At 68.1% G+C, this 13,521-nt stretch carries 16 protein-coding genes and 1 pseudogene; 10 read left to right on the forward strand and 7 right to left on the reverse strand.

Translation table 11 applies throughout. The features are described 5' to 3' along the window. Positions 1 to 25 precede the first annotated feature (25 nt). From HUW53_RS18950 to HUW53_RS18960, 3 genes are all read left to right on the forward strand, one after another. Complete coding sequence (locus tag HUW53_RS18950; RefSeq protein WP_237347323.1) at positions 26 to 742, forward strand: GyrI-like domain-containing protein; 717 nt, start codon at positions 26 to 28, stop codon at positions 740 to 742. Positions 743 to 866: 124 nt separating this feature from the next. Next, positions 867 to 1,400 carry an RNA 2',3'-cyclic phosphodiesterase gene (gene thpR, locus HUW53_RS18955; protein WP_237347324.1) on the forward strand — a complete coding sequence of 178 codons (534 nt, stop codon included), beginning with the start codon at positions 867 to 869 and terminating at the stop codon, positions 1,398 to 1,400. A gap of 204 nt (positions 1,401 to 1,604) precedes the next feature. Beyond that, positions 1,605 to 2,009 (forward strand): YkvA family protein, encoded by a 405-nt coding sequence (locus HUW53_RS18960; RefSeq protein WP_237347325.1) that lies wholly within the window; start codon positions 1,605 to 1,607, stop codon positions 2,007 to 2,009. 17 nt (positions 2,010 to 2,026) lie between these two features. Here HUW53_RS18960 and HUW53_RS18965 read toward each other — a convergent pair whose 3' ends face one another. Continuing rightward, positions 2,027 to 3,004 (reverse strand): NADPH:quinone oxidoreductase family protein, encoded by a 978-nt coding sequence (locus HUW53_RS18965; RefSeq protein WP_237347326.1) that lies wholly within the window; start codon positions 3,002 to 3,004, stop codon positions 2,027 to 2,029. A 353-nt stretch (positions 3,005 to 3,357) separates the two neighbouring features. Between HUW53_RS18965 and HUW53_RS18970 the strand changes: the two genes are divergently transcribed. The 7 genes and pseudogenes from HUW53_RS18970 to HUW53_RS19000 all read left to right on the forward strand — a co-directional run bounded on the left by HUW53_RS18970 (position 3,358) and on the right by HUW53_RS19000 (position 9,207). Further along, positions 3,358 to 3,903 carry an invasion associated locus B family protein gene (locus tag HUW53_RS18970; protein ID WP_237347327.1) on the forward strand — a complete coding sequence of 182 codons (546 nt, stop codon included), beginning with the start codon at positions 3,358 to 3,360 and terminating at the stop codon, positions 3,901 to 3,903. Between the two features lie 141 nt (positions 3,904 to 4,044). Further along, positions 4,045 to 5,304, forward strand: a complete 1,260-nt coding sequence (gene rlmN / locus HUW53_RS18975) for a dual-specificity RNA methyltransferase RlmN (RefSeq protein ID WP_237347328.1) — start codon at positions 4,045 to 4,047, stop codon at positions 5,302 to 5,304. Between the two features lie 82 nt (positions 5,305 to 5,386). After that, a pseudogene (locus tag HUW53_RS18980) lies at positions 5,387 to 5,530 on the forward strand (VOC family protein); the annotation flags it as partial. A 17-nt stretch (positions 5,531 to 5,547) separates the two neighbouring features. Next, positions 5,548 to 6,102: a hypothetical protein gene (locus HUW53_RS18985; protein ID WP_370877818.1), complete on the forward strand. Its 555-nt coding sequence runs from the start codon at positions 5,548 to 5,550 to the stop codon at positions 6,100 to 6,102. A gap of 95 nt (positions 6,103 to 6,197) precedes the next feature. Then, positions 6,198 to 7,034, forward strand: a complete 837-nt coding sequence (locus HUW53_RS18990; protein ID WP_237347330.1) for a chorismate mutase — start codon at positions 6,198 to 6,200, stop codon at positions 7,032 to 7,034. 104 nt (positions 7,035 to 7,138) lie between these two features. Beyond that, complete coding sequence (hisC, locus tag HUW53_RS18995; RefSeq protein ID WP_237347331.1) at positions 7,139 to 8,269, forward strand: histidinol-phosphate transaminase; 1,131 nt, start codon at positions 7,139 to 7,141, stop codon at positions 8,267 to 8,269. Beyond that, positions 8,266 to 9,207 carry a prephenate/arogenate dehydrogenase family protein gene (locus tag HUW53_RS19000; RefSeq protein WP_237347332.1) on the forward strand — a complete coding sequence of 314 codons (942 nt, stop codon included), beginning with the start codon at positions 8,266 to 8,268 and terminating at the stop codon, positions 9,205 to 9,207. The genes hisC and HUW53_RS19000 overlap by 4 nt, the downstream gene beginning before the upstream one ends. Positions 9,208 to 9,347: 140 nt before the next feature. Here the strand turns inward: HUW53_RS19000 and HUW53_RS19005 are convergent, their stop codons facing one another. The 6 genes from HUW53_RS19005 to HUW53_RS19030 form a co-directional block, all read right to left on the reverse strand. Further along, a complete protein-coding gene (locus tag HUW53_RS19005; RefSeq protein WP_237347333.1) occupies positions 9,348 to 9,812 on the reverse strand; it encodes a MaoC family dehydratase in 465 nt (154 codons plus the stop codon). Then, complete coding sequence (locus tag HUW53_RS19010; protein ID WP_237347334.1) at positions 9,809 to 10,273, reverse strand: MaoC family dehydratase; 465 nt, start codon at positions 10,271 to 10,273, stop codon at positions 9,809 to 9,811. Before HUW53_RS19010 ends, HUW53_RS19005 begins: the two co-directional genes overlap by 4 nt. Positions 10,274 to 10,388: 115 nt before the next feature. Next, positions 10,389 to 10,871, reverse strand: a complete 483-nt coding sequence (locus HUW53_RS19015) for a MaoC/PaaZ C-terminal domain-containing protein (protein WP_237347335.1) — start codon at positions 10,869 to 10,871, stop codon at positions 10,389 to 10,391. Positions 10,872 to 10,886: 15 nt separating this feature from the next. Next, positions 10,887 to 11,984, reverse strand: coding sequence for a redox-regulated ATPase YchF (ychF, locus tag HUW53_RS19020; protein WP_237347338.1), 1,098 nt, complete (start codon positions 11,982 to 11,984; stop codon positions 10,887 to 10,889). Between the two features lie 160 nt (positions 11,985 to 12,144). Next, positions 12,145 to 12,753, reverse strand: a complete 609-nt coding sequence (gene pth, locus HUW53_RS19025) for an aminoacyl-tRNA hydrolase (RefSeq protein ID WP_237347336.1) — start codon at positions 12,751 to 12,753, stop codon at positions 12,145 to 12,147. A 106-nt stretch (positions 12,754 to 12,859) separates the two neighbouring features. Then, a complete protein-coding gene (locus HUW53_RS19030; protein ID WP_237347337.1) occupies positions 12,860 to 13,471 on the reverse strand; it encodes a 50S ribosomal protein L25/general stress protein Ctc in 612 nt (203 codons plus the stop codon). Between the last annotated feature and the right edge of the window lie 50 nt (positions 13,472 to 13,521).

Genomic DNA, 13,521 nt, shown 5'->3' on the forward strand with positions numbered 1-13,521 from the left:
CTCGGGCCGGCACGGAGGACGGACGATGTCGGCTCGCGCGGCGCAGGGCACCCATGGGACTTCGATGATGTTCGACACCAAGACGATGTTGAAAGCCAGGGGCCGGCTGGCGCTGGCGCTGGCCGTATCGTCGGCTCTGGTCGCCGCCGCGCCCGCCCGCGCCGGGGAGACGGCGCCCGCCCCCGCCGCGCAGAAAGACGATGCCCTGACCCCGCCGCCGGTGGTCGATCCCAAGAGCGTGGCGACTCAGCCGGTGGCGCCCGCGCCCGCCGCGCCCTTCGCCCCCCCGGAGGAGCTGACCCTGGCGCCGGTGCCGGTGCTGACCTTGTCCGGCACCGCCACCTGGGAAGAGGCCTACGACAAGCTGGTCGATGCCATGAAGACCCTCGACAAGGAGCTGACCCGGCTGGGGCTCACCCGCGGCGGCGACGTCCTGGTGGTCTACACCTCGTCCGACGACCGGGGCTTCGAATTCGAGGCGCAACTGCCGTTTTCCGGCACCACGACCCAGAAGCCCGGCGGCGCCATGAAGCTCGGCGGCTCCTATGCGGGCAAGGTGCTGAAATTCACCCATTCCGGCTCGTTCGCCGACATGGACAACACCTATGAGCAGATCGCCAATTATCTCGACGAGAAAAATGTGAACGCCGACGAGCTCTATGTGGAGCGCTACCGCACCGATCTCGTCACCACCGCGCCGGACGCGCTCAAGATCGACATTCTGGTGCCGGCCCCCAAATAGGGCAGCGGGATGCGGGGACCGGCTCGCGCCCATCTCGTCATGTGGCGCGGGACGGCTTTCCTCGGCGGCGCGAATCTTCTTTGATGCGCGCAGGATCGGACCGGACATCACTGCGGAGGCCGCCATGCCGCGCCTGTTCACCGCCATCGAGATCCCGCCGGACGTGGGCCTCGCCCTGTCTTTTCTGCGGGGCGGCCTCACCGGGGCGCGCTGGATCGATCCGGAAAACTACCATGTGACGCTGCGTTTCGTCGGCGACGTGGACGACGCCACCGGTCGCGACATCATGGACATGCTCGGAGCGGTGCGCCGTCCCGCATTCGACCTGATGTTACAGGGGCTCGACCAGTTCGGCGGGCGCAAGCCGCGCTCGGTGTTCGCGGCGGTGAAGGTCAATGCCGCCATCATGGAGCTGCAGGCCGAGCAGGAGCGGATCATGCAGCGGCTGGGGCTCGTCGCCGAGGGTCGCAATTTCCGGCCTCATGTGACGCTAGCCCGCCTGCGCGACGCCTCCAGCCGGCAGGTGGCCGATTATCTCGCCCTGCGCGGGCCCTATCGCAGCACCGTGTTCCATGTGCCGCGCTTCGTCCTGTTCTCGTCGCGGGATTCGGTGGGCGGCGGCCCCTATCTGGTGGAGGCGGTCTATCCGTTGGGATGACACCCCCCACGGAAGATCGGGATGCCCTCAGTTTAGAAGCGCTATTATTTGGCGACCTTGATGCAGCTTGTTATTGCGCTGCGGCGCAGAATTCATTTTCCTGACACATGATCTGTATCAAATGACCAAAGGTCGTCGGCGCGATTGAGAGCGCGGTGCCCGCGAAATCTTGTGTGTCCGATGGCCGCGACCGAGTAGTGAGCCATGACGACGTCTTCCAATACCGCTTCGTTCGCCGCTTTGGAGTGGCGGGCCGGGAAGGGTTCCGATGGGGCGAGTGCGGCCAAGGACGAGGCGCGCGTTCGCACTGGATTCTGGAAGAAGCTGCGGCGACAGGCCACCTATGTGCCCTTCGCCGAAGAGGCGACGGCGGCCTATTTCGCGGCCTTCGACCGCACCACGCCGATGAAGGTGCGGGCGACCTTGCTGGCTGCGCTCGCCTATTTCATCCTGCCGGTGGACGCAGTGCCGGACGTGTTCCCGGTGCTGGGCTTCACCGACGACGCGGCGGTGCTGATGACCGCCATGCGGCTGCTGTCGGACCACATCAAGCCGCACCATCACGACGCCGCCCGCGACGCACTCGATGACATGCGCAGCGCCCATTGAGGGCGCGCGGGGCGGCCTCACCCGGTGGTGAGCACCACCTTGCCCTTCACGCGGCGGCCCGCGATCTCGCCAATGGCCTCCGCGCATCGGTGGAGGGGGAAGGTCTTGTCCACATGGGCCGAGATGCGGCCCTCCCGCGCATAGCCCATGAGCTCTTGGATGGTGTCCCTGAGCCAGGGGGGACTTGAATTCGCCTGCGCGCCGAAGGCGACGCCCCGCGCATCGCAATTCTTCAGCAGCAGCAGGTTGAGCGGGATCTTCGGAATGGCGCCCGCGGCAAACCCCACGACCATGAAGCGCCCCTGCCAGCCCAACGCCCGCAAGGCCGGCTCGGCGAAATCCCCACCCACCGGGTCGTAGACCATGTCGAGCCCGCGCGGGCCAGCAAACGCCTTCAATCCCGCCTTCAGGTCGCCCGCCCCATAGTCGAAGCCTTCGTCCGCTCCATGGGCGCGTGCGAAAGCCACCTTGTCCGGTGATGAGGCGCAGCCGATGATGCGCGCGCCCAGGATCTTGCCGATCTCCACCGCCGCCAGACCCACCCCGCCGGAGGCGCCGAGCACCGCCAGGGTCTCGCCGGCCTTCAATTCTCCGCGATCCTTGAGGGCATAGACCGCGGTTCCGTAGGTCACGACGAGGCCGGCCGCCTTCACGAGGTCAAGATCGTCGGGCACACGGGCCAGGAACTCGGCCGCCACCGCCACCTTCTCGCGGGCGGCGCCGGAGGTCATGTAGCCGCAGACGCGGTCGCCGACGGCAAGCCCGCTCACCCCCACGCCCAAGGCGGACACATGGCCCGCGAACTCGGCGCCCGGGGAGAAGGGCAGCGGCGGCTTCACCTGGTAAAGATCGCGGATGATCAGCGTGTCGAAGAAATTGAGCCCGATCGCCGCGACGTCCACCACCACCTCTCCGGGGCCGGGCACCGGATCGGGCAGATCGACCACATCGAGGGCTTCCGGGGGCCCATGACGCACGCACAGAACCGCCTTCATGGCACCAGCCTCCGGTCTCGACCGCGCCCGCTCACCATTGGTTTACCTTTTCGCAAAGGACTGGCGGCTAGGGTGGCCCGCCAGGGCGCGAGGTCCGGCGGCGCGGAATGCGTTCCAATCCGTCGAATTGGCGCCATGGCCGGCGGCATCGCGCAAGATCCGCGGCCGCGTTTCGATCATGGAAGTTCGAGTTTTGCACACATTGAGGTGAGCGCGGTCGCCGGTTTAAGAAAACGCAAGGCATGTTCGTCATCCTGCCGGCACCGCCTCGATCGCTCACGCGGCACACAGGCTCACCCCTCAATTTCGCCAGCCCGCGCCGCCACCGCGGGCCGCAACGAAAAGGAGAAGCTATGGCACCCCGTCGTGTCCGTCCGACGCGCCTTTTTCCGCGCTTTTTGTCGCTCCTCGGCGTTCTCGCCGCCGCCGCCCTGGCCACGCCGGCCGCGGCGCAGGGGCAGGGGCAGTCGAAGCCGATCGCCCAGTTCGGCGACTGGAGCGTCTATGCCTCCACGTCGAGCCCGAAGGTCTGCTACGCCATCTCCCAGCCCAAGACCCGCCTGCCGGCGGGGCTGAAGCGTGATCCGGCCTATTTCTTCGTGTCCACCCGCCCCGGCGAGAGCGTGAAGAACGAGGTCAGCATCACCGTCGGCTTCCCCATGAAGGAGGGCTCGGATGCGACCCTCACCGTGGGTTCGCTCACGCTCCAGCTCTACACCAAGGACCAGGGGGCCTGGGTGCGCAACGTGGCGGACGAGACCAAGCTCGTGGACGCCATGCGCAAGGGCCGCGACCTCACCGTCGTGAGCACCTCGGCCAAGGGCAACCCGACCACCGACAAATATTCCCTCTCCGGCATCGGCCAGGCGCTCGATCGCGCGACGCAGGAGTGCAAGTAGCCGCGCCCGCGACAGGCGTGGCCACGGCAGGAGCGATCTGGGGCATCCGCCGTGGCGGCGCCCCAATATGCTGGTTGAAGGCGTCTTCCCGACCCGTCGTGCCTGTGGAAAGGTGCGGCGGGACAGCTTATGTGTGACGTCATGACCCGCGCTTTCGAACCCGACCTCGCCGACGCCGCCGTGGCGCCCCCCTGTCCCTCGCCCGAGGACGGCCTTGCCGCGCCCGCGGGCGCGCTGCCCTCCCTCATCGGCCTCGACCGGGCGAAGCTCGCCGATGCGCTGGGCGTGGCGGGGGTTGCCGAGCGCGAGCGGCGCATGCGGGTGAACCAGCTATGGCACTGGATCTATCTGCGCGGCGCCACCGAGTTCGAGGAGATGACCAACGTCTCCAAGCATCTGCGGGCGAAGCTCGCGGCGCACTTCACGCTGGCCCGCCCCGAGATCGTGATGGAGCAGGTGTCGCAGGACGGCACCCGCAAGTGGCTGCTGCGCTTTCCCGCCGACCAGCCGGGCGAGAAGCCCCACGATATCGAGACCGTCTACATCCCCGAAAGCGACCGCGGCACCCTGTGCGTGTCGAGCCAGGTCGGATGCACCCTCAATTGCGCCTTCTGCCACACCGGCACCCAGCGCCTGGTGCGCAATCTTACCGCCGCCGAGATCGTGTCCCAGGTGATGGTCGCGCGCGACCGGCTCGGCGACTATCCCGGCCGCGCGCGGGCGGTGGGGCCGGGCCTGCCCACCGAGGGCGATCGCCTCGTTACCAACATCGTCTTCATGGGCATGGGCGAGCCGCTTTATGCCTATGACAGCGTGAAGGAGGCCATCGAGATCCTCTCCGATGGCGATGGCCTTGGCCTCGGCCGGCGGCGGATCACGGTGTCCACCTCCGGCGTGGTGCCGGAGATTGAGCGGCTCGGCGCCGAGGTAGGCCCCATGCTCGCCATCTCGCTGCACGCGGTGCGGGACGACCTGCGCGACGTGCTGGTGCCCATCAACAAGAAGTACCCCATCAAGGAACTGATGGAGGCCTGCCGCACCTATCCCGCCGCCTCCAACGCCAAGCGCATCACCTTCGAATATGTGATGCTGAAGGGCGTCAACGATTCGCCCGCCGACGCGCGCGCCTTGGTGAAGCTACTGGAAGGGGTGCCGGCCAAGATCAACCTCATCCCCTTCAACCCCTGGCCGGGCACGCAATATGAATGCTCCGACTGGGACACCATCGAGCGCTTCTCGGACATCGTGTTCCGGGCCGGCTATGCGAGCCCGGTGCGCACCCCGCGCGGGCGCGACATCCTCGCCGCATGCGGGCAATTGAAGAGCGAGAGCGAAAAGCTCTCGGCCCGAGAGCGCCTCGCCTATCGGGCCATGGCCGCCGCGGCGGAGGCGGCGGAATAGGCCGGCGCGCCGCGGCCGAGGGGGCGGGCGGATGCTGGACCATATGGGCCTCTCGGTGACCGATCTCGAGCGTTCGCGGGCGTTCTATCTCGCCGCCCTGGCGGCCGGCGGGCGCGACAATGGTGCGCCGGGCCTCCGGCCCCCTGACCACCCCGATTATTATGCGGCCTTCGTGCTCGACCCCGACGGCATCAATGTGGAAGTCGTCTGCCGTCGGCCGGCCTGAGGAAACTGCCCGTGGATATGCTCGTCCGTCTTCTGCTGCGCCTGCTGCTGGTGCCACTCGGCTACTTCGCCGCCGTACTGGCCGGCGCGGTGGTGATCGTGGTGGGCCAATGGCGGATCGGCACCCTGTTCGACGATCTGCCGCCCGACGACGTGGCGCTGGGCATGGTCATCGCGGTGATCTCCACCGTGACCTTCCTGATGCTGCTGTTGTCGCTGATGTGGCTGGTGGCGTCGGTGGGCATCTTGTTCTCGGAAGCGTTCGCGGTGCGCTCGTGGCTGTTTCACGCGGCCAACGGCGCGGTCTCGGCCTTCGTGGCGAACCAGCTCTTTGCCAAGGACGCCGGCGCGCTGGAGGTGGGCGACGGCTTCTATATCCTCGCCGCCGGGCTGGCGGGCGGACTTGCCTATTGGGTGGTGGCGGGGTCCACCGCCGGCTTCTTCAAGCCGGTGCTGCTCTCACCCGCCGAGCGTGCCGCCCGCCGGCGGCGCCCGGCACCGGACATGCCGCAGCCAGACCCGCCGCAGCCAGACCCGCCGCGGCCCGACCCGCCGCCCCCGGGGGCGGCCTGATGCTTGCGGCTCCCGCGTGCGAGAGGGGCGAAGGCCAACATTCCTTTGATTCTCGCCACCGTTCCCGCTAAGCCTCGCCACGAGCCGGCACCATCATGACACACCCTTCAGCCCCCCCCTCCCTTGCCGATCTGCGCGCCGAGATCGACCGCATTGACGCGGCCATGCATCACCTCCTCATGGAGCGCAGCGCCATCATCGATCGCTTGGTGCAGGTGAAGCGGAGCCAGGGCACCGAGGGCGGTTCCGCCTTTCGCCCCGCCCGCGAGGCCGACATGATGCGTCGCCTGGTGGAGCGCCACCACGGCCTTTTGCCCCTCGACACGGTGGAAAGCATCTGGCGGGTCATCATCGCCACCTTCACCTATGTGCAGGCCCCCTATGCCGTGCATGCCGATCTCGCCGTGGGCGAGCCGGCCATGCGCGACAGCGCGCGCTTCCATTTCGGCTTCACCGTGCCGTTCGTGCCGCACATGGGGGCGAGCGGGGTGATCGAGGCGGTGGAAGCCTCCAAGGGCGACCTCGGCCTGCTGCCGGCCACCGTCGGCACCATCCCCTGGTGGACCGCGCTGGAGCCCGAGCGCGCGCCGAAGATCATCGCCCGCCTGCCGTTCGTGGAGCGGGCGGACCACCCCGCCGCCTTGCCGGTATTCGTGGTGTCCCATCCCATTCCGGACGCGGCGGTCACCGAGGTACGGGTCTATTCGGTGCGGGTTTCGGGCTGGAGCGCCCGCGCCGGCCATGCCCTGCCGGCCTTCGCCGAGGTGCTGATCGCCCCCGATGAGGCCCTCGACGGGGCGGCCCTGCTGGTGTCGCTGCCGCCGGGCCATGATATTGGCGAAGTGCTCACCGCCCTGAAGGGCGCGGGCGCCGGCATCCGCGGCATGTGCGCCGTGGGCAGCCATGCCGCCATCCACAAGGTTCACGCGTGAACGCGTAAAGCCGGTTCTCGTCCCTGCCACGGGCGCGCCGAACCGGAAGCTGGCCCTGCTGCGGCGTGCCGCCGCGGGCCGAAAGTGTCCTGGAGTTGCCTTCGATGTCCGCCGTGCTGAATGACCCCGCCATCCCCTCCCGTCCGCAGCCGCGTCCGGGCGTGCTCCAGATCGAGGCTTATGTGCCGGGCAAGAGCCATGCGCCGGGGGTGGAGAAGGTGTTCAAGCTCTCCTCCAACGAGACGCCCCTCGGCCCGAGCGAGAAGGCCGTAACCGCCTTCAACGCGGCGGCGCGGACCCTCCAGGACTATCCCGACGGCGCCGCCCATGTGCTGCGCGAGGCCATCGCCCGCGCCCAGGGGCTCGATCCGGACCGCATCATCTGCGGCGCCGGCTCCGACGAGCTGCTGAACCTTGTCACCCACACCTTCGTGGGACCGGGAGACGAGGTGCTGTTCTCCGAGCATGGCTTCCTCGTGTACCGCATCGCGGCGCTTGCGGCCGGCGGCGTGCCGGTGGTGGCCAAGGAGGCCAACCTCACCACCGACGTGGATGCCCTTCTCGCCAAGGTCACCGCGCGCACCCGCGTGGTGTTCGTGGCCAATCCCAACAACCCGACCGGTACCTACATTCCCTTCAGCGAGGTCAAGCGCCTGCACGCCGGCCTGCCGCCGAACGTGCTGCTGGTGCTCGACGCCGCTTATGCGGAATATGTGCGCCGGAACGATTACGAGACCGGGCTGGAACTCGCTTTGTCGGCCGAGAACGTGCTGATGACCCGCACCTTCTCCAAGATCCACGGCCTCGCGGCCTTGCGCATCGGCTGGGCGGTGGGACCGGCCCCCATCATCGACGCCCTGAACCGGGTGCGCGGCCCCTTCAACATGAACACCCCGGCCCTGCTCGCCGGCGCCGCCGCCATCGAGGATGTGGCCCATGTGGAAAAGGCGGTGGCCCACAATGCCGAGTGGCTGCCCTGGCTCACCACCCAGATTGGCAAGCTCGGCCTCAATGTCACGCCCTCGGTGGCCAATTTCCTGCTGATCCACTTCCCGCCGGAGAAGGGGCGCACCGCCAAGGAGGCGGATGCCTTCCTCACCCGGCGCGGGCTGATCCTGCGCTCGGTCGCGTCCTATGGCCTGCCCGACGCCCTGCGCATGACGGTGGGCAGCGCCGAAGCCAACCTCAAGGTGGTCGAGGCCCTCAAGGACTTCCTGGAAGGAAAACCGGCGTGAGCGTGCCGCGCGTGAAGCGCCTTGCGGTGATCGGCGCGGGGCTCATCGGGTCCTCGCTCGCCCGCGCCGTGCGCGAGAAGCACTTGGCCGAGACCCTGGTGGTGGCGGACCGCGACCCGGCCGTGCGCCGCCGGGTGATGGAGCTGGGCTTCGCCGATGAGGTTCCGGCGACCGCGGCCGAGGCCGCGCGCGACGCGGACATGGTCATCGCCTGCGTGCCGGTGGGGGCATCCCGCGCCATCGCCGCCGAGGTAGGGCCGGAGCTGAAGCCCGGCGCCATCCTCTCCGACGTGGGCTCGGTGAAGGGCGCGGTTCTGGAGGCCATGGCGCCCCATGTGCCGGCCCATGCCCACCTAGTCCCCGCCCATCCGGTGGCGGGCACGGAATTTTCAGGCCCGGACGCGGGTTTCGCGAGCCTGTTCGAGAACCGCTGGTGCATCGTCACCCCGCCCGAGGGCGCCGACCCCGAGGCGGTGGAGAAACTCGCCACGCTCTGGCGGGGCATGGGCGCCAATGTGGAATTCATGAGCGCCCAGCACCACGACCTGGTGCTCGCCATCACCTCCCATGTGCCCCACCTCATCGCCTACAACATCGTGGGCACGGCGGCGGAGCTGGAGGAAACGCTGGCCTCCGAGGTCATCAAGTTCTCCGCCGGCGGCTTCCGCGACTTCACGCGCATCGCCTCATCCGATCCCACCATGTGGCGCGACGTGTTCCTCTACAATCGGGACGCGGTGCTGGAGATGCTGGGCCGCTTCACCGAGGACCTGACGGCGCTTCAGCGCGCCATCCGCTATGGCGACGGCGACACCTTGTTCGCCCATTTCACCCGCACCCGCGCCATCCGCCGCTCCATCATCGAGCAGGGTCAGGAAACCGCCGCTCCCGACTTCGGCCGCCGCGCGGCGGAAAAGCCCAAGCACGAGCAGAGCTGAGGGCGGGCGGGGCCGATCCCGCTCTCTGGGCGGGGGACACGGGCGCTCCAGGCGCGCGCCGTGACCCGATGGGAACCCGGATCGCCCGCGCTCCACGCCTCCGGGCAAGAGCCTGCGGGCAAGAGCCCGGCGGCAGCGAATCAGACGTTGCGCCGCCGCACCAGCACCGCGCCCTCGAAATCAAACACCAGATCCCCGTGCTGGTTGGTGCCGGTGTTGTGGGAGCGCACCACGCCCCATTCCGGCTTGCTGCGGCTCGCCGTTTTCTCCGTCACCTCGGAGGTGTAGGTGATGGTGTCGCCGGCATAGACCGGCTTCAGCCAGCGCATGTTGCGGAACCCCGGAGACGCGCCGGCGGCGCGCACCGGCTTGCCCTCGGCGAGGGTGCGTGCCTGATAGTCCATCAGGCATTTCATCCAGGTGGCCGCGGTGTGCCAGCCGGAGGCGCACAGGGCGCCGAACGGCGAGCGCCTGGCCGCCTCCTCGTCCACATGGAAAGGTTGCGGATCGTAGACGCTGGCGAAGGCGATGATCTCCTCGCGGGTGAAGGTGTGGCTGCCGAGAACGGCGGACAGGCCGATTTCCACGTCTTCGAAATAGTTCATGCGAGGCGCGCCCCCGGGTTGCGGCGTCCGATCATGATGACGCAGGTCTGGTCCACGACGACGGTCTTGTCCGGCTTCACCAGCTCGAAGCGGAACGTGGCGAGGCCCATTTCCGGCCGGCTCTTGGAGGTGCGCGCCTCCAGCACCGTGCGGCGCAGGGTCAGCGTGTCGCCCGGCCGCACCGGGGCAAGCCAATTGTTCTCGGTGACGCCGGGCGAGCCCATGCCCGCCGTGCGCAGCAGGAAGCCGTCGCAGATGAGGCGCATCATGATGGCGCAGGTGTGCCAGCCCGAGGCCGCGAGCCCGCCCAGGACCGATTTCGCCCCCGCCGCGGCATCGATGTGCATGGGCTGGGGGTCGAACTCCCGCGCGAAGGTGACGATTTCCTCCTCGGTCATGGTGTGAGACCCGAACGTCTTCACCTCACCGACGATGAAGTCCTCAAAGAAGAAATCCGCCAACGCACGCCTCCCCCTGTTCGCGCCGATCCAAGGGGAGGACGCCGCAAACGTCAAGGTGCCGTGGGGAAGAGCATGAACACCGGCCGCCGGCGCGCGCCCACGCGAAGCACGACCGCTACCCCCGGATCCGCGCTGCGGGCTCGCCCTCCGGCGCCAGGTGGCTGAGCTCAAACGCCATCACCTCGGCGCCGTCCTCCCGCCGCGCGCTGTTGCGGCGGCGGACGATGGTCCATCCCGGCCGGCTGCCGCTGGCGCGCGCCTCCAGGACTTCGGTCAGGAACACGAGGCGATCACCGGCATGGACCGGTGCCGTCCATCGCAGCGCCCGCAGGCCGAAGCCGACGCCCACCGGCGAAACGATCCGCGGATGGTCAGAGGGCACCGCCGGCGCGCTGCCGCCGGTGCCCTGCGTGCGCACGAAAAAGCCCATCCACACGCACACCACATGCCAGCCGGACGCCACCAGCCCTCCGAAAGGCGCGTGCCGTGCCGCCTCCGCATCCACATGGACAGGCTGCGGATCGAAATTCAGCGCGAAGCGCGTGATCTCCGCTTCCGTAAAGGTGAAGCGGCCGATCTCCACCGGCGCGGCGTCCATGAGGTTTCGGCGCCTTCAGTTGGCGAAGCGGAAGTGCAGCACGTCGCCGTCGGCGACCACATAGTCCTTGCCTTCCAGGCGGAACCGCCCGGCCTCGCGGGCACCCGCCTCGCCCTTGAACTTCACATAGTCCTCGAACGCGACCGTCTCGGCGCGGATGAAGCCCTTCTCGAAGTCGGAATGGATCACGCCGGCCGCGGCCGGGGCCTTGGTGCCGGCGGTGATGGTCCAGGCCCGCGCCTCCTTCGGCCCCACAGTGAAATAGGTCAGGAGCTGCAGCAGGTCGTAGCCGGCGCGGATGACCCGGTTGAGGCCCGGCTCGTCAAGCTCGATGGCCTCCAGATACTCCCGCTGCTCGTCCGGCGGCAGCACCGCGATCTCGCTCTCGATCTTGGCCGAGACCACCACCGCCTTTGCCCCTTCTTCCTTGGCGCGGGCGAACACCTGCGCCGAAAGGGCATTGCCCTCCTGGGCCGATCCCTCCTCCACATTGCACACATAGAGCACCGGCTTGGCGGAGAGCAGGCCCAGCTGGTTGAACAGCTTGCGCTCCTCCGGCTTCACCTCGGCGAGACGGGCCGGCTTGCCCTCGCGCAGCAGAACCAGCGCGCGGGTGACGAGGTCCAGCGTCTCCTTGGCCTCCTTGTCGGCGCCCTTGGCCTTCTTCTCCAGCGTGGAGAAGCGCTTCTCCAGGCTGTCGAGATCGGCCAGCATCAGCTCCGTCTCGATGGTCTCGATGTCGTTGATGGGGGCAATCTTGCCCTCCACATGGGTCACGTCGCCATCCTCGAAGCAGCGCACCACATGGGCGATGGCGTCGCACTCGCGGATATTGGCCAGGAACTGGTTGCCGAGCCCCTCTCCCTTGGAGGCGCCGCGCACGAGGCCCGCGATATCCACGAAGGTGAGGCGGGTGGGGATGATCTGCCCCGAGCCGGCGATCTCCGCCAGGGTGTCGAGGCGCGGATCAGGCACCGCCACGTCGCCCACATTCGGCTCGATGGTGCAGAACGGATAGTTGGCGGCCTGGGCCGCGGCGGTCTGGGTGAGGGCGTTGAAGAGAGTCGACTTGCCCACGTTCGGCAGGCCGACGATGCCGCATTTGAAGCCCATGACGATACTCAAGGTTGCCCCGCCGTTCGATCGCTCGGCGGGGTGACGGGAAGGAAAATGGCCTGCGGCCTGGGATCGCCCCTCGCATATCGTCCAAGAGGTTTGTCGCGCAACCCCGCATCCGCCGCACCGGGACACTTCCCGTCGCGAGGGCGCGCCCTCAGCCCTTTTCGCCCACCCGCTTCGGATCGGAAAAGCCCTGGGCCTCCATGAACAGGTGCGCGCGGTTCTGGAATTCGTCCGGGCGGCCGGTCACCAGTTGATCGGCGAAATCGGCGCAGGCGTCGCACAGGGCATCGAGCCAGCCCTTTTCGCTCTTGGCGAAATCGCCGAGCACATAGGGCATCACCATCGCCTTGTCGCCGGGATGACCGATGCCGAGCCGCACCCGCCAATACTCGTTGCCACACTGGGCGGTGATGGAGCGCAGGCCGTTATGGCCGGCGTTGCCGCCGCCCTTCTTGATGCGCAGCCTGGCCGGGGGCAGGTCGAGCTCGTCGTGGAAGACGATGATGTGGTCGAGGGGGATCTTGTAGAAACGCATGGCCTCGCCGACGGCGCGCCCGCTCTCGTTCATGTAGGTCTCGGGGAAAAGCGCGATCACTTTTTCCCCGGCGATCTCGCCTTCCGCCGCCATGGATTGGAAGCGCCGGCGCAGCGGGCCGAGACGGTGTCGCCGGCAAATGGCGTCAAGCGCCATGAAGCCGATGTTGTGCCGGTTGCCGGCGTATTTCGGGCCGGGATTGCCGAGCCCTGCGAACAGGAACATGAGGCGCCTCCGGCCCGAAACGTGTCCGATCGACCTTTTCGTGGCCGCTGGGGATCAGGTGAAGATCGGCCTTAAAGGCCGGTCTTCACCCAATTCAGGGCCAGGCTCAGGCCTTGGTCTCTTCCGCAGCCGCAGCCACCGCGGCCTCGGGAGCCACCGTCGGCGCCATCACGGTGGCGAGGGTGTCGTCGCCATGGCCGGCCCAGGTCACGCCCGCCGGGAGCTGCACCGTGGACAGGTGGAAGATGTCGCCGAAATTGGCGCCGGTCAGGTCCACCACCACAGCCTCGGGGATCGAGTCGGCCGGGGCATCGAGCTCCACCGCGTGGGTCACCACGTTGAGGGTGCCGCCCGCCTTGAGCGCCGGGGAAGCGTCCTGGTTCACGAAATGAACCGGCACTTCCACGGTGAGGGTCGTGCCCTTGGACACCCGCAGAAAGTCCACGTGCATGGGGAAGTCCTTCACCACGTCCATCTGATAGTCGCGCGGAATGACACGGTGCTTGGCGCCGTCCACGTCGATCTCGAACAGGGTGGTGAGGAAGTGGCCCGCATAGATGGCCTTGTTGATCTCGACGAAGTTCAGCGAGATCGTCACGGGTTCCTGCTTTTCGCCGTAGATCACGGCGGGCACGCGTCCGGCGCGGCGCTCAGCACGGGCGGCCCCCTTGCCGGCCCGCGCGCGCGCCACAGCCTTCAGTTCCTTGATGGCGGTCATGGCAAATATCCTGAAATCTTGAGGGTCCAAAACAGCCAGCGGCCGCTTGT

Origin of the sequence: Xanthobacter agilis (assembly GCF_021730435.1) — a bacterium.
Classification (GTDB): Bacteria; Pseudomonadota; Alphaproteobacteria; order Rhizobiales; family Xanthobacteraceae; genus Xanthobacter; species Xanthobacter agilis.